Source organism: Streptosporangium carneum, from assembly GCF_027922005.1.
Classification (GTDB): domain Bacteria; phylum Actinomycetota; class Actinomycetes; order Streptosporangiales; family Streptosporangiaceae; genus Streptosporangium; species Streptosporangium carneum.
In genome coordinates, this window is the sequence record NZ_BSEV01000002.1 from 606517 (window position 1) to 629783 (window position 23267).

18 protein-coding genes are annotated in these 23267 nt (G+C 71.4%); 9 read left to right on the plus strand and 9 right to left on the minus strand.

Annotated features, from left to right (window positions below; genetic code table 11):
- The first annotated feature begins 43 nt into the window (after positions 1–43).
- Positions 44–547: an Rv3235 family protein gene (locus PKF00_RS08570; RefSeq protein ID WP_271216842.1), complete on the plus strand. Its 504-nt coding sequence runs from the start codon at positions 44–46 to the stop codon at positions 545–547.
- A gap of 168 nt (positions 548–715) precedes the next feature.
- On the opposite strand, the gene secA is transcribed toward PKF00_RS08570, so the two are convergent.
- Positions 716–3514: a preprotein translocase subunit SecA gene (gene secA, locus PKF00_RS08575; RefSeq protein WP_271216843.1), complete on the minus strand. Its 2799-nt coding sequence runs from the start codon at positions 3512–3514 to the stop codon at positions 716–718.
- Positions 3515–3766: 252 nt separating this feature from the next.
- Between secA and PKF00_RS08580 the strand changes: the two genes are divergently transcribed.
- Together PKF00_RS08580 and PKF00_RS08585 are read left to right on the plus strand one after the other, a co-directional pair.
- The gene (locus tag PKF00_RS08580) at positions 3767–4222 is read left to right on the plus strand and encodes an HGxxPAAW family protein (protein WP_271216844.1); all 456 of its coding nucleotides are present in this window, start codon (positions 3767–3769) and stop codon (positions 4220–4222) included.
- A 186-nt stretch (positions 4223–4408) separates the two neighbouring features.
- Positions 4409–5590: a winged helix-turn-helix domain-containing protein gene (locus PKF00_RS08585; protein ID WP_271216845.1), complete on the plus strand. Its 1182-nt coding sequence runs from the start codon at positions 4409–4411 to the stop codon at positions 5588–5590.
- Between the two features lie 222 nt (positions 5591–5812).
- Here PKF00_RS08585 and PKF00_RS08590 read toward each other — a convergent pair whose 3' ends face one another.
- The 6 genes from PKF00_RS08590 to mtrA form a co-directional block, all read right to left on the minus strand.
- Positions 5813–6517, minus strand: a complete 705-nt coding sequence (locus PKF00_RS08590; RefSeq protein WP_271216846.1) for a response regulator — start codon at positions 6515–6517, stop codon at positions 5813–5815.
- Between the two features lie 94 nt (positions 6518–6611).
- Positions 6612–7283: a ribosome hibernation-promoting factor, HPF/YfiA family gene (gene hpf, locus PKF00_RS08595; protein ID WP_271216847.1), complete on the minus strand. Its 672-nt coding sequence runs from the start codon at positions 7281–7283 to the stop codon at positions 6612–6614.
- A gap of 520 nt (positions 7284–7803) precedes the next feature.
- Positions 7804–8508, minus strand: coding sequence for a ComF family protein (locus PKF00_RS08600; RefSeq protein ID WP_271216848.1), 705 nt, complete (start codon positions 8506–8508; stop codon positions 7804–7806).
- A gap of 100 nt (positions 8509–8608) precedes the next feature.
- The gene (locus tag PKF00_RS08605) at positions 8609–10363 is read right to left on the minus strand and encodes an LpqB family beta-propeller domain-containing protein (RefSeq protein WP_271216849.1); all 1755 of its coding nucleotides are present in this window, start codon (positions 10361–10363) and stop codon (positions 8609–8611) included.
- Positions 10353–12044: an MtrAB system histidine kinase MtrB gene (gene mtrB, locus PKF00_RS08610; RefSeq protein WP_271217037.1), complete on the minus strand. Its 1692-nt coding sequence runs from the start codon at positions 12042–12044 to the stop codon at positions 10353–10355. Before mtrB ends, PKF00_RS08605 begins: the two co-directional genes overlap by 11 nt.
- 67 nt (positions 12045–12111) lie before the next feature.
- Positions 12112–12789 carry an MtrAB system response regulator MtrA gene (gene mtrA, locus PKF00_RS08615; protein WP_030907316.1) on the minus strand — a complete coding sequence of 226 codons (678 nt, stop codon included), beginning with the start codon at positions 12787–12789 and terminating at the stop codon, positions 12112–12114.
- A 342-nt stretch (positions 12790–13131) separates the two neighbouring features.
- Between mtrA and PKF00_RS08620 the strand changes: the two genes are divergently transcribed.
- From PKF00_RS08620 to PKF00_RS08640, 5 genes are all read left to right on the plus strand, one after another.
- Complete coding sequence (locus PKF00_RS08620; RefSeq protein WP_271216850.1) at positions 13132–14484, plus strand: glycerophosphoryl diester phosphodiesterase membrane domain-containing protein; 1353 nt, start codon at positions 13132–13134, stop codon at positions 14482–14484.
- On the plus strand, positions 14469–15131 hold the full coding sequence (locus PKF00_RS08625) for a DUF4129 domain-containing protein (protein ID WP_271216851.1): 663 nt from the start codon (positions 14469–14471) through the stop codon (positions 15129–15131). Before PKF00_RS08620 ends, PKF00_RS08625 begins: the two co-directional genes overlap by 16 nt.
- Positions 15132–15255: 124 nt before the next feature.
- Positions 15256–16449, plus strand: coding sequence for a DUF4350 domain-containing protein (locus PKF00_RS08630; protein ID WP_271216852.1), 1194 nt, complete (start codon positions 15256–15258; stop codon positions 16447–16449).
- Between the two features lie 236 nt (positions 16450–16685).
- Positions 16686–17645: an AAA family ATPase gene (locus tag PKF00_RS08635; RefSeq protein WP_271217038.1), complete on the plus strand. Its 960-nt coding sequence runs from the start codon at positions 16686–16688 to the stop codon at positions 17643–17645.
- A gap of 97 nt (positions 17646–17742) precedes the next feature.
- Entirely contained in the window at positions 17743–19110 is a 1368-nt protein-coding gene (locus PKF00_RS08640; RefSeq protein WP_271216853.1) for a DUF58 domain-containing protein, read from the plus strand.
- Positions 19111–19366: 256 nt separating this feature from the next.
- Here the strand turns inward: PKF00_RS08640 and PKF00_RS08645 are convergent, their stop codons facing one another.
- A complete protein-coding gene (locus tag PKF00_RS08645) occupies positions 19367–20362 on the minus strand; it encodes a stage II sporulation protein M (protein WP_271216854.1) in 996 nt (331 codons plus the stop codon).
- 409 nt (positions 20363–20771) lie between these two features.
- On the opposite strand from PKF00_RS08645, the gene PKF00_RS08650 reads away from it, so the two are divergent.
- Positions 20772–21314: an MOSC domain-containing protein gene (locus tag PKF00_RS08650; RefSeq protein ID WP_271216855.1), complete on the plus strand. Its 543-nt coding sequence runs from the start codon at positions 20772–20774 to the stop codon at positions 21312–21314.
- A gap of 5 nt (positions 21315–21319) precedes the next feature.
- Here PKF00_RS08650 and PKF00_RS08655 read toward each other — a convergent pair whose 3' ends face one another.
- The gene (locus PKF00_RS08655; RefSeq protein WP_271216856.1) at positions 21320–23266 is read right to left on the minus strand and encodes a (2,3-dihydroxybenzoyl)adenylate synthase; all 1947 of its coding nucleotides are present in this window, start codon (positions 23264–23266) and stop codon (positions 21320–21322) included.
- Position 23267 lies beyond the last annotated feature (1 nt).

The following is a 23267-nucleotide window of genomic DNA, read 5'->3' on the forward strand; positions in this document are numbered from 1 at the left end:
CGTCGGTCCCCGAGTCAGTCCCCCGAGGAGAACCGGAGTCATCGTGTCGCGCCCCTCACGCCCTGTGCCGCTCCCCCGCATCGCCCCCTCCCCCACCGCCGAGCCTCCCTACGACGACGAGCGCGGCCCCTCGGACGTGCCCGCCGCGCCGCCGTACGTCCAGGGGACCCTCGCCCTCGCCCTCGACCCCGGCGAGCCCGAGGCGCGGCGGCCGCTGGTCTGGGGGCCGCCGGGCGCGGCTCCCGACGAGCGGCGGCTGCGGGCCCTCTGCCAGGCCGTCGCCGAGATCCTCGCGGGCAGGAGGCCGCCCTCGAGCGTCTTCCCCCACATGACCCGTCGTGCCCACGCCGAGCTGATCAGGAGCGGGAAGGTCATGAACTGCGCGCGTCCCCCGCTGGTCGGCACGCCCCACGTGTCCCAGCCGGACGACGGGGTGGTGGAGATGTGCGTCCTGGTGCACTGCGGCGACCGGTCGCGGGTGCTGGCGCTGAGGCTGGAGCGCAGGGGCGTGCAGTGGCTGTGCACGGACTTCGAGACGACCCCCTGATCCGCACACGCCGTCCCCGGGGAGGGGGCGCCCTGGGGCGTGCGGCGGAAGGGCCCCGGAACACGCCTGAGGGCCCGCACGGCTGTGCGGGCCCTCAGGTGAGGCGCTTGCCTGCCGGGAGGTCCCTTCGGCCGCTCCGGCCTCCGGTGGGGCTCCTCGGCCCGGCTGTCAGACCTCGGCGTTCTTGGGGTCGCCGTGGCAGCGCTTGTACTTCTTGCCCGAGCCGCAGGGGCACGGGGCGTTGCGCTCGACGTTGCCGTAGGCGTCGCGCTCAGCCTTGGTGGTGACCCTGGTGTGCTCGATCCCGCCGCTCTCTCCGGGCGCGGTGTACTCCAGCTCGGAGGGGCGCTGCGGACCGCGCAGGCCCCTGGCGATGATGGAGCGGGTCTCGGAGATCGCCTCGTCCTCGGCGGCCTCCTGCTCCTCGACGATCGGGTTGGTCTGCACCTCGACCTCGAGGTTGAACAGGTAGCCGACCGACTCCTCCTTGATGCCGTCGAGCATCTGGGAGAACATCTCGAAACCCTCGCGCTGGTACTCGATCAGCGGGTCGCGCTGCGCCATCGCGCGCAGGCCGATGCCCTCCTGGAGGTAGTCCATCTCGTAGAGGTGCTCGCGCCACTTGCGGTCCAGGACCGACAGGATGACCCTGCGCTCCAGCTCCCGCATGGTCTCGGCGCCCAGCTCCTCCTCGCGACGGTCGTAGGCGGCCATCGCGTCGGCCTTGACCTTCTCGCTGAGGAACTCGGCGCTGAGCTCCTCGCGGCCGCCCGCCTCCTCGACGACCTCGTCCAGGACGAGGGTGATCGGGTAGAGCTGGCCGAGCGCCTTCCACAGCTTGTCGAGGTCCCACTCCTCGGCGAAGCCCTCCGCGGTGGCTCCCGCGATGTACTCGTCGATCACGTCGTTGATGAAGGTGCGGATCTGCTCGTGCAGGTCGGCGCCCTCAAGCACCCGGTGACGCTCGGCGTAGATCACCTTGCGCTGCCGGTTCATGACCTCGTCGTACTTCAGAACGTTCTTGCGGATCTCGAAGTTCTGCTGCTCGACCTGGTGCTGAGCGGAGGCGATGGCCTTGGAGACGATGCCCGACTCGATGGGGACGTCGTCCGGGATGTTCAGCCGCGTCATGATCACCTCGACCCTGGCCGAGTTGAACAGGCGCATGAGGTCGTCCTCGAGCGAGAGGTAGAAGCGCGACTCGCCCGGGTCGCCCTGACGGCCTGAACGGCCGCGGAGCTGGTTGTCGATGCGCCGCGACTCGTGCCGCTCGGTTCCCAGCACGTAGAGGCCGCCGAGCTCGGTGACCTCGTCGTGCTCGGCCTTCACGGCCTCCTTGGCCTTCTCCAGCGCCTCGCCCCAGGCCTTGTCGTACTCCTCCGGGGTCTCGACCGGGTCCAGACCGCGGCCGCGCAGCTCCAGGTCGGCGCGGAAGTCGGGGTTGCCGCCGAGCATGATGTCGGTGCCACGACCGGCCATGTTGGTGGCGACGGTGACGGCGTGCTTGCGGCCCGCCTCCGCGATGATCGCCGCCTCACGGGCGTGGTTCTTCGCGTTGAGGACCTCGTGCTTGACGCCCTTGCGCTTGAGCTCCTTGGCGAGGCGCTCGGACTTGGCCACGCTGGTGGTGCCGACGAGGACCGGCTGGCCCCTCTCGTAGCGCTCCTTGATGTCCTCGACACAGGCCAGGAACTTGGCGTCCTCGGTCTTGTAGACCACGTCGGCCTGGTCCTTGCGGACCATCGGCCGGTTCGTCGGGATCGGGACGACGCCGAGCTTGTAGGTCTGGTGGAACTCGTTGGCCTCGGTCGCCGCCGTGCCGGTCATGCCGGACAGCGTGCTGTAGAGACGGAAGTAGTTCTGCAGCGTGATCGTGGCGAGAGTCTGGTTCTCGTCCTTGATCTTCACGCCTTCCTTCGCCTCGATGGCCTGGTGCATGCCCTCGTTGTAGCGGCGGCCGTGCAGGACTCGACCGGTGAACTCGTCGACGATCAGGACCTCGCCCTCGACGACGATGTAGTCCTTGTCCTTCTTGTAGAGCTCCTTGGCCTTCAACGCGTTGTTGAGGAAGCCGACCAGGTGGGTGTGCTCGGGCTTGTAGAGGTTGTCGATCCCGAGCCAGTCCTCGACCTTCTCCACGCCCGTCTCGAAGATGCCCACGGTGCGCTTCTTCTCGTCGACGGAGTAGTCGCCGGTGTTCTCCTCGCCGTCCTTGCCCTCGGTGCCCCTGCGGAGCCGGGGGACGATCTTGGCGAACTCGGCGTACCACTTGCCGGACTGCTCGCCGGGACCGGAGATGATCAGCGGCGTCCTGGCCTCGTCGATGAGGATCGAGTCGACCTCGTCGACGATGCCGAAGTTGTGGCCCCGCTGGACGCACTCGTCGAGCGACCAGGCCATGTTGTCGCGCAGGTAGTCGAAGCCGAACTCGTTGTTCGTGCCGTAGGTGATGTCGGCGTTGTACTGCTTGCGGCGCTCGTCCGGCTGCATGTTCGCCAGGATCACGCCGACCTCGAGGCCGAGGAAGCGGTGGATGCGGCCCATCTCGTCGGCGTCGCGCTTGGCCAGGTAGTCGTTGACCGTGATGACGTGGACGCCCTTGCCGGAGATGGCGTTGAGGTAGGCGGGGAGCGTGCAGGTGAGGGTCTTGCCCTCACCGGTGCGCATCTCGGAGATGTTGCCCATGTGCAGGTTGGCCCCGCCCATGATCTGCACGTCGAAGTGACGCTTGCCCAGCACGCGCCTCGAGGCCTCGCGAACGGTGGCGAAGGCCTCGGGGAGCAGGTCGTCGAGGGACTCGCCGTCGGCGTGACGCTGCTTGTACTCGGCGGTGAGCGCGCGCAGCTCGGCGTCGGTCAGGCTCGTGAAGTCGTCCTCGATGGAGTTGACCTGGTCGGCGATCCGCTTGAGCTTACGCAGAAGCTTGCCTTCGCCTGCGCGAAGAATCTTGTCGAGAAAGGCTGGCACTTTAGGTAAGGCTCCTCGCAGGTCTTCCGGTGCCGGGCGGCTCCGGATGAGGACGAGACATGGTTCTCCGCTGCCATCGTAGGCGGTTCTACCACCCGACACAGCCACCCTGAAAGACGCTCTTCGTGTCTGCGGAGTTCCCAGCGCCCTTTTCATAGAGACTAATGCTCACCTTAAAGGGTATGTCGCTTTGCAGGCGCGTATGACGACGAGTAAGCCTCCGGCGCGTCGCGACCTGGGAGGAGAGCCGCCGTGGCGGATGACGGGTCTCGGACGGACAGCGACGTCCTGGCGGCCTCCGGCTCGCCGGCGGACCGTGGTCTCGCCTCTTCCGACGACGACGGACACGACTTCGGGGACCGGCGAATTCGCGGGGACCGGCGGGTCCACGAGGAGCACAGGGGTCGCGAGGGACGCGAAGACCTCGGAGACCTCGAAGACCTCGAAGGCCCCGGGAACCACCAGGACCACGAGAACCACGGCGGCCACGGCAGCGCCTCGTCGTGGCTGGCCGTGACCGTGGTCGTGCTGGGGTTCGCCATCGGGGGCGTGGGCCTGTGCGCCGGTCCCGACTGGTTCCTGTTCTGCATGGGGGCGGCCGTCTGCGTCATGGGCGGGATCCTCCTGCTCGTCTTCCGGGTCTTCCGGGACGTCGTCCTCGACCATCCGCGTTCGCCGTTCGACCCCGACGACCCCGACGGGACCTGACAGGACCGGGAGCGGACAGGCAGGTCCGGGGCCCGGGGACCTGGCGGGACGCACGGGGCGTCGGGCGGCCCCATGGCGCCCTGACACCGGCATAGTGTTTTTGTCGGTGTGGAGCGCTAGCCTCTGCGGCATGCTGACGTGTTCCCTGTCCCCGACTTTCCCGGCCGCCCTTCCCCTGGTCCGGTCATGACGCTCACGCTCTCCCCCGACGAGGCCCGCCGGATCATCCTGCGCGCCCAGGGCTTCCTCGGCTCCGACGGCCGCAGGGGCGGCGCCGCGGCCGCCCTGCGTCGCCTCGGGGCGGTCCAGCTCGACACGATCTCCGTCCTGGCCCGCTCCCACGAGCTCGTCGCCTACGCCCGCCTCGGCGCCGTCGACAGGCGTGAGGTGGAGCGTGCCTACTGGGACGATCCGGCCCGCGCCTTCGAATACTGGTGTCACGCCGCCTGCATCCTGCCGATCGACGACTGGCCCCTCTACGCCTTCCGCAGGAGGCGTCTGCGCGCCTGGAAGCACCGCGGCGCCGACATCCCCGCCACCATGGACAAGGTGCTCGCGCAGGTCCGCGAGACGGGGCCCGTGACCAGCGCGGACATCGGGGGCAGCAAGAAGGGCGGCGCCTGGTGGGACCGGTCCGACGCGAAGGTCGCCATCGAGTGGCTGCTGAACGTCGGCGACGTCGTGTGCACCCGCCGTACCGGCTGGCGCCGCGTCTACGAGCTGACGGAGCGGGCGGTCCCGGCCCACCTGCTGGCCGAGGACCTCTCGGACGCCGAGTGCGTCACCCGGCTGGCCGGGATCGCGGGCCGCGCCCTCGGCGTCGCCACGCGCGCCGACCTGATCGACTTCCTGCGCCTGAGGGCGCCGGAGGCCGCTCTCATGGACAGGTCGCTGCTCGACGGCTCCTGCGGTCTCGTGCCCGTCCACGTCTCCGGCTGGCCCGAGCGCGCGGCGAACGCCTGGGCCGACCCCGCCGCCCTCGAGTCCGAGCCCAGGGGACGGCACCGCACGACGCCGCTGTCGCCCTTCGACTCCCTCGTCTGGGACCGCGCCCGCACCGCCCGCGTGTTCGGCTTCAACCACCGCCTGGAGGCCTACGTGCCCAAGGCCCAGCGTGTCCACGGCTACTTCACCATGCCGGTTCTCGCGGGAGGGCACCTGGTGGGGCGGATCGACCCCGCACGCGAGGGATCCACCCTGGTCGCCCGCCAGGTCGGCGTGGAGGCGGGCGTCAGCCTGCACAAGGCGGCGCAGGGGGTGGCCGACGCGCTCTGGGAGGCCGCGAGCTGGGTGGGCTGCGACGACGTCCGCGTCGAGCGCCTGGAGCCTCACCTGGCCGGGCCCCTGCGCGACGCGCTGGCCCGCTGAGGCCCCTGAGCCCGGCGGTGCGAACCTGCCCGGGTGTACGAGCGCGTTGGACGCCGCTCCCGGCGCGCGAAGCTCGTCGTGGACGCGTGAAGCTCGTCGGACACGCGGGACTCGCGCCTGAGCTGACAGGCGGGACTCATGCCTCAGGACACGCGAGACACGTGTCCTGAGGTGAGAGGTCCGGGTGGGTGAGCCGGGGTGCCGGTCACCCACCCTGGCCTGTCAGGTGATCTCGAGCATCCGCTCGCGGACCGCGTAGACCACCGCTTCCATCCTGGAGTGGAGCTGCAGCTTGTCCAGGATGTTGCGGACGTGGTTCTTCACGGTGTTCTCCGAGATGAACAACTGTTTGGCGATCTCACGGTTGTTCATGCCCTTCGCGACCAGGCGGAGCACCTCCATCTCTCTGTCCGTCAAGCGGGGGACGGGGAGCTGGGGAGGTCGCTCGGCCTCCTTGCGGCTCATGTTGGCGAACTCGGTGATCAACTTGGCGGCCATCGCCGGGTTGATCAGCGACTGCCCTTCGTGGACACCGCGCACTGCCTCGGGAACCTCGTCCAGCTGCACGTTCTTCAGCAGATAGCCGGTGGCGCCCGCCTTGATCGCCTCGAAGAGGTCCTCCTCCTCGTCGCTCACCGTGAGCATGATGATCCGTGTGCTCGGCACCGAGGCCTTGATCTCACGAGCGGCCTCGATGCCACTCCTGCGTGGCATCCGGACGTCCATGAGCATGACGTCCGGCGTGAGGCGGTCGGCGAGCTCGACCGCCTCCTGGCCGTCGCTCGCCTCACCGACCACCTCGATGTCCGCCTCCGCGGCCAACGCCATCTCCAGGCTTCGACGGATCAGCGCGTGGTCGTCGACGATCAGCACGCGGATCGGGTCGCCTCGCCTGGCAGGGCGGGTCGCCTCGTCGGATTCAGTCACGCCTCCTCCTCGGGGGGCCAGAGCCGTTGGACCGCCATGATTTCATGGGTTTCGGGTCCGAGGGTTGGTCGGAGAGGATCTTCGAGCGGGCTCGTCAGGATTCGACGAGCCGCAACACACCGTAGTTGTAGCCCTGCCGGAGATACACGACGCTGGGCTGGCCGCTCTCCTTGTCGCGGAACAGGTAGAAGTCGTGCCCGACCAGTTCCATCTCCAGGAGTGCCTGGTCGATGGTCATCGGGTCGGCCTCGTGATACTTCTCACGGACCACCAGCGGGCCGTCACCGTCCATCTTGATGGGGACGATGCTCTTGTCCTCGGAGTGATCTACGTCGGCGGCCCCTGCCGCGGTCTCGTGGACGGGTTCGAGGCGGACCTGCATGGCGTCGGCCTCGAACGTGTCGGCGAGCGCGGTCGCGGTGGCGGTGAGCTCTGCGACGGAAGGGGGACAGTGGTTGCCGTGGTGGATCTTGCGCCGGTCGGCGAGGCGCCGGAGTCTTCCCTCGAGCTTCCCTAGCGCTATGTCGAGTGCGGCGAAACGGTCGTCCGCGGCGGCCTCCGCACGCACGGCGGGACCTCGCGAGTGGATGGTGAGCTCGACCCGCTCACGCGGTCCGTTGATGCGCCCGTTGGTCTCCCTGGTCACCTCCACATCGACGCTGATGAGTTTGTGGTCCAGACGCTCGATCCTGGCCAGCTTGGTAGTCACGTGGTCTCGGAATCGGTCACTCACTCCGGTGTGCCGACCCTTGACGATGATTTCCATGCACAGCCCCCCTTCGAACCTCGACGGTGGTACAGCGGCACCCGCTCGGCCGACCTGGTCTTCGTCCCCACATCCGCCTGCTGAGGGTTTCGCAGCTCTTTGCCACTACATGCCCTTCTCTTCTGGCAAGGAACATCTGGCTCCTTGGGAAGGCAGGACTTACCTCTAAGCCGCACCGTGATCGATCGACGAAAAGTCGTCTTACGTGGACCGTTTAGCCTGCGGCTGGCATCGGCTAGCCAGGCCGGCCCCCCTGCGGGGGTCGGTCCGGCGCAACCACGGACCCGAGCGGGTGCCATGGCTCAGACGCTATCCGCATCCCGGCCGAATGTCAGCCTGGAGACGGGTCGAAGGATCACTTTGCGTGATCCTCACAAGATGTGTCAGGAGACGGGGAGCGCCTCTACGGCGGGACGATATCCCTATATATGAACGCTTCTCATATCCGTCGAGCAGCCGTAAAACCTCAATCAGGACAGGGAGGTGTGACCCCGCGGTGACGGTTCTCCGCACCGCCCCCTCACCCTGGGTGACCGTGGAGAATCCTGTCCCTTCGGCGTGTCGCGGCGATCGTGGCGGCGAGCGGGACCGTCACGCCCGCCGCCCTGAGCGCCCTGGCGGCCTCGGCCAGCGTCGCCCCCGTGGTGACGATGTCGTCGACCAGCACAACCACCCCTGGGTCGTCCCAGGATCCCGGCACAGCGCCGTTCCGGTCGGCCGCAACCCTGAATGCCCCGGCGAGATTCTCGCCTCTCTGGAGCGAGCTCAGCCCCGCCTGATCGGCGACACGGCGGCGGTGGAGGAGCATCCTGTCCACCGTCGCGGGCCATCCGGCGGCCCGGAGATAGGCGGCCGCCAGCTCCGCGAGGCGGTTCACCGGGTCGTGCCCGCGGTGCCTGCGCGCCGGGCGCGCGCTCGGCACGGGGACGAGGGTGACCGCCGTGCTCCCCGCGGCGGCCGCGACGGTGAGCGCCAGCGCCCCGGCCAGCGGATGGGCCAGGGCCGTACGGCCCCGCTCCTTGTAGGCGACGATCGCCCGGCGCGCGACGCTCGCGTAGGCGGTCGCCGACCAGCACTCGGGCAGGTCCGGCGGGGACGGATCGGGCATCCTGCGCTCGGGCTCCCCGTGGAGCTCCGCCGCGCACCGGGAGCAGACGAGGGCGCCCGGCGCGTCGCATCCGGCGCAGCGGGACGGCAGGACCAGGTCGAGCAGAGCTGTCGGCACAGGTCCACGGTGCCAGCAGCCACCGACAAACAGCCCTGCGGACAACCCGGCGGGCAACCCGGCGACCCGGCCGGCGCCCCCGCCGGGGTCCGGCCGGGGCTCAGCCCAGCGGGTAGGCCGGCATGGAGGGGCCGTCGTCGGCGAAGTCCGTGGACCCGTTCTCGTTCTTGACGAAGGGCTCCCACTTGGCGGAGGTCCAGTGAAGGATCTGCTGCTTGCCCTCGTCGTCCGTGGCCCCCGCCAGCAGCGAGCCGTTCAGGGCGGTGATGTTCTGGATGCGGGAGTCGGAGGCCAGCGACTTGGCCTCGTCGGTGAGCGAGGCCTCGAGCAGGTCGGACTTGCCGGTCAGGACGTAGAGGGTCTTGCCGTCCTTCCAGGCGATGTCCCTGATCGTCTGCTTGTCCTCCGTGGGCACGACCACCTGGAGGTTGGCGATGCGGGTCTCGTTCCCCTGGCCGATCACCGTGCCGATCTTGACCTGCTCGCCGAGCCCGTCCCTGACGACGACCGCGACGTGCACCCCGTCCCGTGCGACCTTGAGCGAGCTGACGTAGACCGTGTCCAGGTCGGGGGCGGAGACCGGGTGGCGCTGCCCGTTGCGGAGCCGCATGACCTTCGAGGTGTGGTCGTTGAGCCGGTCGACCGTCCACAGCGTCTGGTAGCGGTCCCAGCACGGCGGCGCGAGGGACTCCCCGGTGACCCACTGCTGCCAGTCGCCGCCCGTGGTGAGCGACGCGACGGAGACGCCCTTGCCGTTCTTCGACAGCGCCGCCACCTGCGCGTGGGCGCTGATCGCCGGGTGGGTCCTGACGGCGTCCTTCTTGCCCGCCGCGCCGAGCACGGGCTGGCCGGTGTTCTCCTTGCCCAGCAGCCACAGCGCGTCGTCCGCCACGTAGTACGGAGGGATCTCCCCGGGGGCGATCCAGGGGTCGAACGCCGCCTGCTCCTGGGCGTCGACCGTGAGCGGGCTGTCGGTGTAGTACGGCTCGCCCCCCACCCTGACCTCGAAGTCCCAGCCGCCCTTGGTGAGCCCGGCGAGCGTCGCGGCGAGCTGGGCCGACATCGGCTCGACGAGCTCGGGGGCGACCCGCCTGGTCAGGTCGACGACGACGCGGTTGTCCTCGGTGGTGACGTCGATGAGCTCGGTGCCGTCGAAGGCGGAGCTCACCGCGCCCTTGAGCGAGCTGCTCGGCCCCTGGAGCAGCCGCCCGACCGTCGTCTTCGCGAAGTTGGAGGTGGGGTCGATCGGCACCCTGACCTGGTCGGCCACCAGGCCCTTGCGTTCCGCGTCGAGGAAGTACAGGTCGGCCTTGAGGTAGGCGCGTTCCGCGTCGGCCTCGGACAGCAGCAGGCCGGGCGGCGCGCTGTCGATCCGCCAGCCGTTCGGCTGCTTGACGAGGACGAAGGGCTCGTTCAGCGGGCCGCCGCTGGGCCGGTAGCGGCCGTCCTTGTCGATGAGCGCCGTGACGGTGCCCTTCAGCGTCACCCGGGTGTCCTTCTCCCCCGCCTGCAGGGCGGGGAGCTCGGTCTGCCGGTAGACCGTCACCCCGCTCCGCGGGTCCCACGTCCTGGCGAAGGCGTCGGTGAGGTACTGGCGCGCCACCTCGCGCCTGGGGTCGTCGACGCTCGCCATGGCGGCCCTGAACCCGCTGACGACCTGCTGGGCCGACCAGTCGGGGTTGGGCGGCACGGCGATCACCCGGGCGTACGGGTCGCCGAGCGGGTTGCCCTTGCTCGTGTTCTCTCCGACGATGGACCTGCCGCCGATGGGTATGACGGAGCACGCCGCCGACCCGCAGGCCAGCGCGACCATCAGGGCCGCGGCGCTCGCGCGCCTTCCCGCCCTAGTCCGCATCGCGTCCTCCGTCGGCCGCCGCCGGTGACAGCACGGGCGTCATGTGTCCCCGCCACGTGCGGCGCATCTCCACCTCCGGCGGGACGAGCGGCAGCGGCGAGCCCCGCAGCGGCGCCCCCGCGGCCCTGGGCAGCGAGAGCCTGAACTGCGAGCCCTCCCCGTGCGCGCCCCACGCCTGGAGCCAACCGCCGTGCAGCATCGCGTCCTCTCGGGAGATCGCCAGCCCAAGTCCCGTGCCGCCGATCGTCCGCGCGCGGGAGGGGTCGGCCCGCCAGAACCGGTCGAAGACCATGTTCTCCTCCCCCGGTTTCAGGCCGACGCCGTGGTCCCGCACGGCCACCGCGACCGCGTCGCGGTCCGCGCCGACGGAGACGACGATGTCGCGGCCCTCGCCGTGCTCGATCGCGTTGAACAGCAGGTTCCGCAGGATGCGCTCGACCCTGCGGCTGTCCATCTCCGCCATGCACGGCTCGCCGGGAAGGCGCAGGTCGAAGCGGGTCGAGTGGCGCTCGGCCAGCGCCTCCGAGTCGGCGACCGCGCGCAGCACGACGTCCCTGACGTCGACCGGCTCGACGTCCAGCTCCGCCGCGCCCGCGTCGTAGCGGCTGATCTCCAGCAGGTCGGCGAGCATCGACTCGAACCGGTTGAGCTGGTTCTGCATCAGCTCGGCCGAGCGCGCCGCCATGGGGTCGAAGTCCTCGCGGGCGTCGTAGAGCAGGTCGGCGGCCATCCGCACGGTGGTCAGCGGGGTGCGAAGCTCGTGTGAGACGTCGGAGACGAACTGCCTCTGCACGTGGGAGAGCTCCTCCAGCTGGTGGATCTTCAGGGCCAGGGTCGTGGCCATCTCGTTGAACGAGGCGGCCAGGCGGGCCAGGTCGTCCTCCCCCCTGACCTTCAGCCGCTCGTCCAGGTGCCCCGAGGCGAGCCGCTCCGCGGCCTGGCGGGCCAGCCGCACCGGGGTGACGACCTGACGGGTGACCAGCGAGGAGATGGCCGCCAGCAGCAGCACGAGCGCGGCGCCGACGAGGATGAGCATCTGCCTGACCGAGGTGAGGTTCTTCTCCTCCTCCTCGAGCGGGATCAGGTGGTAGATCTCGTATCCGTCGTCCAGCCCGGTCCCGTACGTGTCGAGGCGGGTGCCGATCACCAGTCCCGGCACCGTCTGCGGCCTGTCCTTGTAACGCAGGTTCCAGTACTGGGTGCTGTCCTCGTCCGCCGGCTTCCTCAGCACGTCCTCGCGCAGCTTCTGCGGGATGCTCGTCTCGTCGATGTTCGTGGTGGCGTAGAACTCCCCGGGCAGGTTCTCGTTACGGATGACCACCGAGTATCTGACCGCGGGCCCCGCCCGTCCCGCGAGCGAAGCGAGCGCCGCGAGCGGGTTGTCCTCGCCCCGCCCGGCTCCCTGCCCCGGGTCGGCGGACTGCTTGGAGGCGTCGCCGTCATGCTGGTTCAGGGAGACGAGCACCGCCTTGCGGTCGGCCTGCGCCTCACTCCTGGCCGCGCGGTCCCTGGCCCCGAGGATGGTCGTACTGATCGACTGCATGAGGAAGACGCCGAGCACGGCGACCACGACGATGGAGATGACCATCGTGCTGGTGACCACGCGCAGCTGCAGGGAACGCCGCCAGACCCTGCGCACGCCGCCGACGGCGCGCCGGGCCCGCCGCCGGATCCCCCGCATCACCTGCGAGAGGGTACGACGGCGCTTCTTCGGTGTAGGCATGTCGAGGTCCCGGGGGCCCGCAGGCTCAGGCCGGGCCGGCCTTGTAGCCGACTCCGCGAACGGTCACCACGATCTCGGGGTGTTCGGGATCCTTTTCGATCTTGGCGCGGAGACGCTGGACGTGCACGTTGACCAGGCGGGTGTCGGCCGCGTGGCGGTACCCCCAGACCTGCTCGAGCAGCACCTCCCGGGTGAAGACCTGGCGCGGCTTGCGGGCGAGGGCGACCAGCAGGTCGAACTCCAGCGGGGTGAGGTTGATGGTCTCCTCCTCCCGCTTGACCGAGTGGCCCGCCACGTCGATGGTGATGTCGCCGATCTGCAGGATCTCCGGGGTCGGCTCGTCCGTGCGGCGCAGCCGCGCGCGGACGCGGGCCACGAGCTCCTTGGGCTTGAAGGGCTTGACGATGTAGTCGTCGGCTCCGGACTCGAGGCCGAGCACCACGTCGATGGTGTCGCTCTTGGCCGTCAGCATGACGATCGGCACGCCGGACTCGGCGCGGATGCGGCGGCACACGTCGATGCCGTCGGCGCCGGGCAGCATCAGGTCGAGCAGCACCAGGTCCGGGCGGGTGTCACGGAACGCGTCAAGTGCCTTGTCCCCATCGGAGACGAAGGAAGGCTCGAAGCCCTCCCCGCGTAGCACGATGCCGAGCATCTCGGCGAGAGCGGCGTCGTCGTCGACGACCAGCACGCGTCCTTTCATGGCCCCTCATTCGTTTTACGCAGTTTGGGAGTTTTTGGGGTAAACGGCACGGCTGTCGAAGATTACCCTCGTCGAGCCACCGGATGACACAGCCCGACCACCGGACATCCGAATGCCGAATTTTAGGCGCACACGACGTAAAGCGAGTAGTAGCACCCCCGCGCGTCCACATCCGGCCCCGGCGACTGCGGACGCCAAGCGGAGGTGGTCGCGTTCCCAGTCTGAGGTAAACGACGGCGTCTCGGCCATCCCTCGGGCATCTCCGTCGGTCTCGCCGCGACGAAACCTCGACGTGATCTCCCGATCAGCGCAACCGGTGTGTCCACATGTCAGGATTGGGATATGTCAGACGGTCACGGCTCCACTCCCGACACGCCACCCGGCTGGGCGTCCAACCAACCGCCGCCGTACGGCGACGTCCAGGGGTCGCCGTGGGCCGCGCCCGGCCCCGGCCCCGACGCGCCGTCACCGTCCCAGCCTCCTCCGCCGTACGGCTCGCAGGGCGCGCCGCCGTACCAGGGGCCCCCGCACGCCCCCCACGGCCAGCCCCAGTACGGCGGCCAGCCCCAGCACGGGCCGCAGTACGGGCCCCAGTACGGGCCCCAGTACGGCCAGCCGCCCTACGGCCACCGCCCGCCGCCCACCGCGCTGCGGCCCGGGATCATCCCGCTGCGCCCGCTCGGACTCGGCGACATCATCGACGGCTCGATCAAACTGATCCGCTCGAACCCCAAGGCCGTCCTGGGCCTGTCGGCGATCGCCGCCGCGCTGAGCGCCATCCCGGTGGCGATCGGCCAGGCGTTGGTGCTGGGCAGGCTCGGCCAGAGCCTGGAGAGCGGGGAGGACCCGATCGCCGGCTCCGCCCAGACCGACTACGTCGGCCAGTACGCGGGCCCCTTCACCTCCTACGCCGTGCAGTTCGTCGTGGTGACCCTGCTCAGCGGCGTGCTGACCCGGATCCTCGGCCGCGCCGTCTTCGGCGGCAAGATAACGGCGGGCGAGGCCTGGCGGCTGACCAGGGGCCGGGTGCCCACGCTGTTCGGGGTGGTGGCCCTCGAGGCGCTGATCGTGGTGATCCCGATCGGCATCGTGTTCGGGCTGATCTACCTGGTGGCGCTGGCGTCGAGCGACGGCGCGACGGTCGGCGTGCTGGCCCTGCTGGCGACACTGGCCGTCATCGCCTACGCCGCGTTCCTCACCACGCGCCTGGTGCTCGCCGCGCCCGCCGCGGTGCTGGAGCGCACCGGCGTCCTCGCCTCCCTGAGCAGGTCGTGGCAGCTGACGCGCGGCAGCTTCTGGCGGGCGTTCGGCATCCTGCTGCTCACCGGGATCATCGCGAGCCTGGTGGCCATGGTGATCTCCCTCCCCTTCACCTTCGCGGGGGCCTTCGCGGGCATCTTCGGCCAGGGAGGCACGCGCGCGCAGATCATCGCCGCGGTCCTGATCGCGATCGGCGGCACCATCGGGTCGATGATCACCTTCCCGTTCCAGGCGGGGGTCTCCGGTCTGCTCTACGCCGACCGCAGGATGCGCGCGGAGGCCTTCGACCTGGTGCTGCAGACCGCGGCGATCGAGCAGCAGCGCCAGGGGTGGGTGCACGCGTCCGCCGACGACCTGTGGACCCCCTCCGCCACCCCGGGCGGCTCAGGGCAGCCGGGCCAGCCGGGGCAGGGAGCTCCGTGGTCCGGTCACTGACGGCCCAGGCGGCCCCGCTCCTCACGGTCCCGATCGACATCGACCGCGGCACGGCGAGCAGTGAGGCGGCCCAGGAGCTGCTCAAGCCGGAGTACGCCGGGGAGACCCTGATCGACCGCGTCATGCGGGGCGTGAACCAGTTCGTCGGCGACCTGCTCGACCAGGAGTCCGTAGGCGTCGTCGGCAGCGTGGCCGCGCGGATCGTCCTCGTCGCGATCGTCGTCGCCGCCGCCGTCGCGCTGACCATGGTCGCGCGCAGGACCACCCGGAGCGGCGCCGCCCGACGGGAGGGCGTCTTCGGGGACGGCCGCCGCACCGCGGCCGAGCACCGCGACGCCGCCGAGCGGCTCGCCGCGCGGGAACAGTGGGCCGAGGCCATCCGCGAACGGCTCAGGGCCGTCGCCAGGGACCTGGAGGACCGCGTCATCGTCGACTCGACGCCCGGCCGTACCGCGGGGGAGCTCGCCGCGGAGGCCGGGCGCGCGCTGCCCGGCTTCGCGGCGGACCTGGCCACGGCGGCCAGGGTGTTCGACGACGTGACCTACGGCGAGGCGCCGGGCACCGCCGCCTCGTACGGGATCCTGCGCGACCTGGACGAACGCCTGCGCACCGCCCGCCCCGCCCTCGCCTCGCGGGCGGCCTCGTGAAGCCCGCGACCTGCCACGCGAAGCCCGCGGACCGTTGTGAGGACGGCTCCCCGGTGACACCTCGTTCGCGTCCGCGGCGCGGTCGCGCCGTGCGCCTCGCCCAGACCTCGGGGACGGCCCCGTCATGAGCCTCGGAACCGTCAGGGGAGCGGGTCTGGCGCCCGCGGCCGAGGCCCGGACCGGGCCGACCTCGACGTCGCCGACCGCGAGGAGCCTGTGGCGCGGCGGCAGGGGCGCCCTCCTCGTCGCGCTCGTCGTGGTCCTCGTGGCCGTCGGCGGCGTGCTGCTCACCGGAGGCTCGGGCGGGGGCAGACCGCTCGACCCCGCGGACACCTCGCTGTCGGGCGGCAGGGCTCTGGCGCAGCTGCTGCGGGCCCACGGCGTGCGGGTCACGCGGGTCACGTCGGCCGCGGAGGCGCTGGCCGCCGACTCCGGCGACAGCATGCTGCTGCTGAGCGACACGTCCTTCCTCGACGACGAGGAGGCGGGCAGCCTCGCCGCCATGCCCGCCGACCGGCTCGTGGTCGGCGCGCAGCCGCACCTGGACGTGCTCGCCCCAGGCGTGACGTCCAAGGGGACGACTCGGGCCCGCTCGCGCGAACCCCGGTGCGCGCTGCCCGCCGCGACCAGGGCGGGCAGCGCCCACATGGGCGGCATGGTCTTCGGCGCCCCCTCGGGCGCGGTCGTCTGCTACCCCTCGGGTGAGGGACCGACCCTGGTCAGCTACGTGAACGAGGGCAGGACCATCACGGTCGTCGGCGACGGCCAGTTCATGAGCAACCTGAGGCTCGCCGAGGACGGCGACGCCGCGCTGGCGATGAACCTGGCCGGAGCCAGGTCCACGGTGATCTGGCTGGTGGCCCCCGACGTCCTCCCCCAGGACACGGAGGCGAGAAGCTTCTACGACCTCGTTCCCTCCGGGGTCAAATGGGCCGTGGCGCAGCTGGCCCTCGTGGTCGTGCTGCTGGCGCTCTGGCAGGGCCGCAGGCTCGGTCCCGTGGTGACCGAACGGCTGCCCGTCGTGGTCAGGGCGGCCGAGACCGTGGAGGGCCGGGCCAGGCTCTACCGGGCCAGGCGGGCCAGGGACCGGGCCGCCGCCGCCCTCCGCGCCGGTTTCATCGACCGGATCACCCCCAGGCTGGGCCTGCCCTCGGCGGCCGGGCCCGACGCCAAGATCGGCGCGATCGCCGAGCGGACCGGGCAGGCGGGCGCCCACGTGGGCTCCGCGCTGTACGGCCCGCCACCGGCCGACGAGGCTGGGCTGATAGCCCTGGCCGCATACCTTGACATGTTGGAAAGGCAGGTCAGAGAGTCGTGAGCGAGCGTAGCGAGCCGACCGTCGGGCGCCCGGGTCCGGAGACCGGCGGGAGTCCCGCGGGCACGCCCCCGGAACACGGCGGCCAGGGTGGATTCACCGGCGGTCAGGGCGGAGCACCCCTCACGGGCGGTCAGGGCGGAGCGCCTTCGCCGAGCGGTCAGGGCGGCCCGTCCTTCGCGAGCGCCCAGAGTGGAGCGGCGCCTTCGGCGAGCGCTCAGGGCGGCGTCCCTCACGTCGTGGCGCCGTCGGGCGCGAACGGCGCGCGGGAGGCGCTGGGGGCGCTGCGCGCCGAGGTCGCCAAGGCCGTCGTCGGCCAGGACTCGGTGGTGACCGGCCTGGTGATCGCCCTGCTCTGCCGGGGCCACGTGCTCCTCGAAGGCGTGCCCGGCGTCGCCAAGACGCTCCTGGTCAAGACGCTGGCCGCCGCGCTGTCGCTGGATTTCAAGCGGGTGCAGTTCACCCCGGACCTGATGCCGGGCGACGTCACCGGCTCCCTGGTCTATGACGCCAAGACGTCGGAGTTCGAGTTCAGGCAGGGGCCGGTCTTCACCAACCTGCTGCTCGCCGACGAGATCAACCGCACACCGCCGAAGACGCAGGCGGCGCTGCTGGAGGCGATGGAGGAACGGCAGGTCAGCGTGGAGGGCAAGGCCCGCGGCCTGCCCGATCCCTTCATCGTCGCCGCGACCCAGAACCCGGTCGAGTACGAGGGCACCTACCAGCTTCCCGAGGCGCAGCTCGACCGCTTCCTGCTCAAGCTGACCGTGCCGCTGCCCGCGCGCGACCAGGAGATCGCGGTGCTGGAACGGCACGCGCTGGGGTTCGACCCGCGCGACCTGTCCCACGTCAAGGCCGTCGCCACCGTCGAGGACCTGGACGCGGGACGCGCGGCGGTCAGCCAGGTGCACGTGGGCTCCGAGGTGCTCGGCTACATCGTGGACATCGCCAGAGCCACCCGCCAGTCTCCCTCGCTCCAGCTCGGCGTCTCCCCACGTGGCGCGACCGCGCTGCTGGCCGGAGCCCGCGCCTGGGCATGGCTGTCAGGCCGCTCCTACGTGACCCCCGACGACGTCAAGGCCCTGGCCAGACCCTCGCTGCGGCACCGGATCCAGCTCCGCCCGGAGGCCGAGCTCGAGGGCGCGACCGCGGACGGCCTGATCGACGCCATCCTCGCCTCCGTCCCCGTCCCCCGCTGACGATGACACGGAGGACGACGCGGGGACGGCGGCGTGCGGACCGCCGCCGGGAGCCCGTACGGAGACGGCGTCAGGGCGGCGTTGGGACGGTGCCGACATGGCTCTGACAGGACGGGCCGCGCTGCTGGCCCTGCTGGGCGTGTTCGTCGTGCTGTTCGCGCCCAGGCCCGGCCTGGCGATGGCCGGGACGGCGCTGCTGCTCACCGCGCTGATCGCGGTGGACCTGCTGCTGGCCGCGGGCGTGCGCCCGCTGCGCTTCAGCCGCGCGGGCGACCGGCTGGTACGGCTCGGCGAGACCGCCACGGTCGAGCTGATCGTGGAGAACCCCGGATCCCGCCGGGCCAGAGGAGTGCTCAGGGACGCCTGGTCCCCCTCGGCGGGAGCCGCTCCGAGGCACCTGACGCTGGACGTGCCCCCCGGCGAACGCCGCCGTCTCGTCACGACGCTCACCCCCACCCGCAGGGGCGACCGTGAGGCGGTCACGGTCACCGTGCGGACGCTGGGCCCGCTGGGCGTCGCGGCCCGCCAGGGCTCCCACCGGGTGCCGTGGTCGGTCCGGGTGCTGCCGCCGTTCCTCAGCCGCAAACACCTGCCCGCCAAGCTGTCCAGGCTCAGGGAGCTGGAGGGCAGGCACCCGTCGATGATCAGAGGGCAGGGCACCGAGTTCGACTCCCTGCGCGAGTACGTGGTCGGCGACGACGTCCGATCGATCGACTGGCGGGCCACCGCCCGCCGCAACGACGTCGTGGTCCGCACCTGGCGGCCCGAGCGCGACCGCCGGGTGCTGATCGTCCTGGACACCGGGCGCACCTCGGCGGGACGCGTCGGCACCGCTCCGGTCCCGCTGGCGGGCGAGACCGCCAGGAAGCGTGACGTGTACGGCGCGACGGCGATCGCCCCCGGCTGGCCCCGGCTCGACTGGTCGATGGACGCGGCCCTGCTGCTGGCCGCGCTCGCCGCCCGCGCGGGCGACCGGGTCGACTTCCTGGCCCACGACCGGTCGGTACGGGCGTGGGTCTCCGGCGCCAGCCGTACCGACCTGCTGTCGACGCTGGTCAACACCATGGCCCCGATCGAGGCCGAGCTCATCGAGGCCGACTCGGCGGGCATGGTCGCGGCCGTGCTGGCCAGGGCGAAACGGCGCTGTCTCGTCGTCGTGCTGACCGACCTGAACTCGGCGTCGCTGGAGGAGGGCCTGCTGCCGGTGCTCCCCCAGCTGTCCTCCCGGCACCTGGTGCTCCTGGCCGCGGTCTCGGACCCCCAGGTGGCGGCGATGGAGGCGGGACGCGGCACCTCGGAGCTGGTCTACAACGCGGCGGCGGCCGAGCGCCAGAGCGCGGAGCGGCGCAGGATCACCGCCAGGCTGCGTCGCCACGGCGTGGAGGTCGTGGACGCCGCCCCCGAGCAGATCGCCCCCGCCCTGGCCGACGCCTACCTGGCCCTGAAGGCCGCGGGCCGCCTCTGACCGCCGTCCCTTCCGGCGCGCCCGGCGCAGCCGTCCGCCTCAGGGCCGACGGCCGCGCCGGGAACCACGCGGTCTCCCCCGCTCACGCACAGTGGGAACGCCAGGGGGGGCTGGGAACGCCAGGCAGGCACGGCAGGGCACGGTGAACGCCGCGGTCGCGCTCGGGCGGCGCGATCCCGGCGCCCACGGAGGTCACCCGGCGTGAGGTCCAGGGCTCACAGAGGTCACCCGGCGCGGGGTCCAGGGCCCACGGAGGTCACCCGGCGCTCGGCGCGAGGTCCGGGGCCCGCTCCAGGTCGCCGGTCTCCCTGGCGGCCAGGGCGCGGCGGCCGAAGAAGATCACGTAGGCCAGGAACACCGCCTCGGCGACCACCCCGATGCCGACACGAGCCCAGGTGGGCAGCCCGGATGGGGTGACCAGCCCCTCGATGAGTCCGGAGACGAACAGCACCACGACCAGGCCGAGTGCCACGCTCATGACCGCTCTGCCCTGCTCCGCCAGGGCCTCACCGCGCTTGCGGGGACCGGGGCTGACGACGGTCCAGCCCAGACGCATGCCCACGGCGGCGGCGAGGAAGACCGCGGTCAGCTCCAGCAGGCCGTGCGGGGTGATCAGGCCGAAGAAGATGTCCAGCTTGCCGCGCGAGGCCATCAGCCCTGCGGAGACGGCCACGTTGGCCGCGTTCTGCCACAGGATGTAGGGGATCGGCAGGCCGAGCAGAATGGCCATGATGATGACCTGCATCGATACCCAGGCGTTGTTGACCCAGACCTGCCCCGCGAACGAGGCCGCGGGATGCTCGGAGTAGTAGTCGGCGAAGTCGTGCTCGACGAGCTGCGTGATCTCCTCGGGCGTGCCGATCACGGCCTGGACCGCGGGATCGCGCGCCACCCAGACGGCCACGACGGCGGAGACCAGCAGGAACGCGGCGGTCGTGCCGAGCCACCACCAGCGGGCGCGGTAGGCGACCACGGGGAAGGACACCGTGAAGAAGCGGACGAACTCCCGCCATGCGGGGGTGTGCGCTCCGGTCACCGCGGAGCGAGCCCTGGCGACCAGCGCGGAGAGGCGTCCGACCAGGATCGGGTCCGCCTGCCCCGAGCGCACGATGGACAGGTGCGTCGCGACCCGCTGGTAGAGGTCGACGAGCTCGTCGATCTCGGCTCCGTCCAGCGACCTACGACGCCGGACCAGCTCCTCAAGGCGGTCCCAGGCCGGGCGATGCGCGCTGACAAAAGCGTCGATGTCCACCAGGAAAGCGTATCCACATCTCCCCACCCGGCCGGAGAACCCGCCTCACCCGTCTCATCCGGCCCACCGGCCCACCGGCCCACCGGCCCACCGGCCCACCGGCCCACTGGCCCACTGGCCCACCGGTTCACCGACCCGACGACCGGTCCGTCCAGCCCGCGTGCGTCGCCAGGCCGGCCCGTTCTCCGGCGGAACGGAACCGGTTTCGCCGTCGTGGACCCGCCGAAGCCGCAGAACGCCACAGAACGCCACAGAACATGGTCAAGTAGGCTCGGGGAGGGACGGCCCGGCAGCGTCGCCCACACCGGAACGGCCGCCCCCGGGCACGATCACCGGCGCTCCGGGAAAGCCGGGGGAAGACTCCGGGAAGCCAGGGGAAGATCGTCACCCTTTCGGAAGGGGAACCGGCATGCGCGGCACGGTCGAAGCCGTCAGTCTCAGCGCCGTCCACGGCTTCAGCAAACCGAACGCCCCCGGCATCCGCCTCCTCGCGGGACTCGGCGTCGAGGGCGACGCCCATCTCGGCGTCACCGTCAAGCACCGCTCACGCGTCGCCAGGGACCCGACCCAGCCCAACCTCCGCCAGGTCCACCTCATCCACGCCGAGCTCCACGACGAGCTCCGTACCTCGGGCTTCACCGTCGAAGCCGGTTCCCTCGGCGAGAACGTCACCACCCGCGGCCTCGACCTGCTCGCCCTTCCCCGGGGCACTCGCCTCCGCCTCGGCGCGGACGCCGTCGTGGAGGTGACCGGCCTGCGCAACCCCTGCGAGCAGATCAACGGGTTCGAGCAGGGGCTGCTGAAGGCGGTCCTGGGGCGCGACGAGGACGGCAACCTCGTCCGCAGAGCGGGAATCATGGCCGTCGTCCTCACCGGCGGGCAGGTCCGCCCCGGCGACGAGATCCAGGCGATCCTCCCCTCCGAGCCGCACCAGCCGCTCGCCCCGGTCTGAAGCGCTCACCTCGCCTCTCCGTCGGTCGCCGCTCCGGCCGACTCACGCTCGGCGGCCAGCCGGGCGGCGATGTCGGCGCGGAGGGCCTTCTTGTCAATCTTTCCGATCTTGGTGCTGAGCAGCGAGCCGACCGTGACGAGCCGCTCGGGCAGCTTGAAGCGGGCGGTCCCGGCGCGCTCCATAACCGCTCGCACGTCGTCGAGACTCACGGTCGCGCCGGGGAGCGGCACGACGTACAGGCAGATCCGCTCGCCGAGGTCCGGGTCCGGCATCGCCACCGCCGCCGCCTGCCTGACGCCCTCGGTCTGGTACGCGAAGTTCTCGACCTCCTCGGCGGAGATCTTCTCCCCGCCACGGTTGATCATGTCCTTGTCGCGGCCTTCCACGACCAGGTTGCCGTCGGGGCGGAGCCGTACGATGTCGCCGGTTCGGTACCAGCCGCTGTCGGTGAACGCCCGGGCGTTCTGCTCCTCGGCCCGGTAGTAACCGCGCGGCGTGTACGGGCCGCGGGTGAGCAGGACGCCCGCCTCGCCTCTCGGCACCGGCAGGCCCGCCTCGTCCACCACGAGGATCTCGTCGTCCGGGCACATCGGCCTGCCCTGCGTCTCGCAGATCACCTCGTCCGGATCGTCCAGGCGGGTGTAGTTGAGCAGTCCCTCGGCCATTCCGAAGACCTGCTGCAACGCGCATCCCAGCACCGGCCTGACCTGGCGGGCGACGTGGTCGGCCAGCCGGGCGCCGCCCACCTGGAGCACCCGCAACGAGCTCAGGTCCGCGCCCGGGTCGGTCCCGCGGTGGTCCAGCCAGCGCTGCGCGACGGCCGGAACCAGCGCGGTCACGGTCACCCGTTCGCGTTCGATCACGGCGAACGCCTTGGCGGGGTCGGGCGAGCCGAGCACGACCACCGTCCCGCCGACCAGCAGCGTGCCGAGGATCCCGGGGCAGGCCAGCGGGAAGTTGTGGCCGAGCGGGAGGGTCCCGAGGTAGACGGTGTCCGGTCCGAGGCCGCTGATCTCGCCGCTGCGCAGGGCGTTGTAGGCGTAGTCGTCATGGGTGCGGGCGATCAGCTTGGGCAGGCCGGTCGTGCCGCCCGACAGCAGGAAGACCGCCACGGCGCGGCTGTCCGGCGCGACACGGTCCAGCTCGGCGCGCGCCGCCGCCGGATCGGACGCCGGGCTCGCGCAGAGCGCGGTCAGGTCCGTGCTGCCGGGCAGGAGATCCGCAGCGCCGGGAGGCGCGCCCGCGCCGTCGGAAGTCGGATCGCCGTTCCCCGCGGTGTCCCCCTTCGGGGAGCCGCCCGCCGCGCCCGCGCCCGCCGAGCGGCCGTCCGCGCCGTCGACGCCGTTCCCCGCCACCAGGATGACGTCGACCCCGCCGTCGCGGTCGGCGATCTCCCTGGCCATGGCCTGGTGGTCGAAGCCCCTGAGCACGCCGGGCACCGCGATCGCCCTGGCCTCGGCGTGCTCGACCAGGTAGGACATCTCCACCCTGCGGTGGGCGGGCAGCGCCATCACCGGGATCACGCCGAGGCGCAGGCAGGCCAGAACGAGGACGACGAACTCCCAGCGGTTGGGAAGCTGCACCACGACGCGGTCGTCGGCGCGCAGTCCCAGATCGCGCAGCCGCAGCGCGGCGCCGTCCACGCGTTCGACCAGTTCCCTGTAGGTCAGCCGCAGCTCGCCGTCGACCAGCGCCACGGCGTCGGGGACGAGGTCGGCCCTGGCGAGCAGGAGGTCGCCCAGGGCGCGCCCCTTCCAGTGGCCGCGAGCGACGTATCGCTCGGCGACGTCGCGGGGCCAGCCGATCGTTCCTGCGCGGCTCGGCCGTACCCGCCTGCCCTGCGTGCCCGACGTGCCTGGCGTGCCCGACGTGCCTGGCGCGCCTGGCCTGCCCGATGCGTCCGATGTGTCCGGCATGTTCGGCGTGTCCGGCGGCGTCGACGTGTCTGGCATC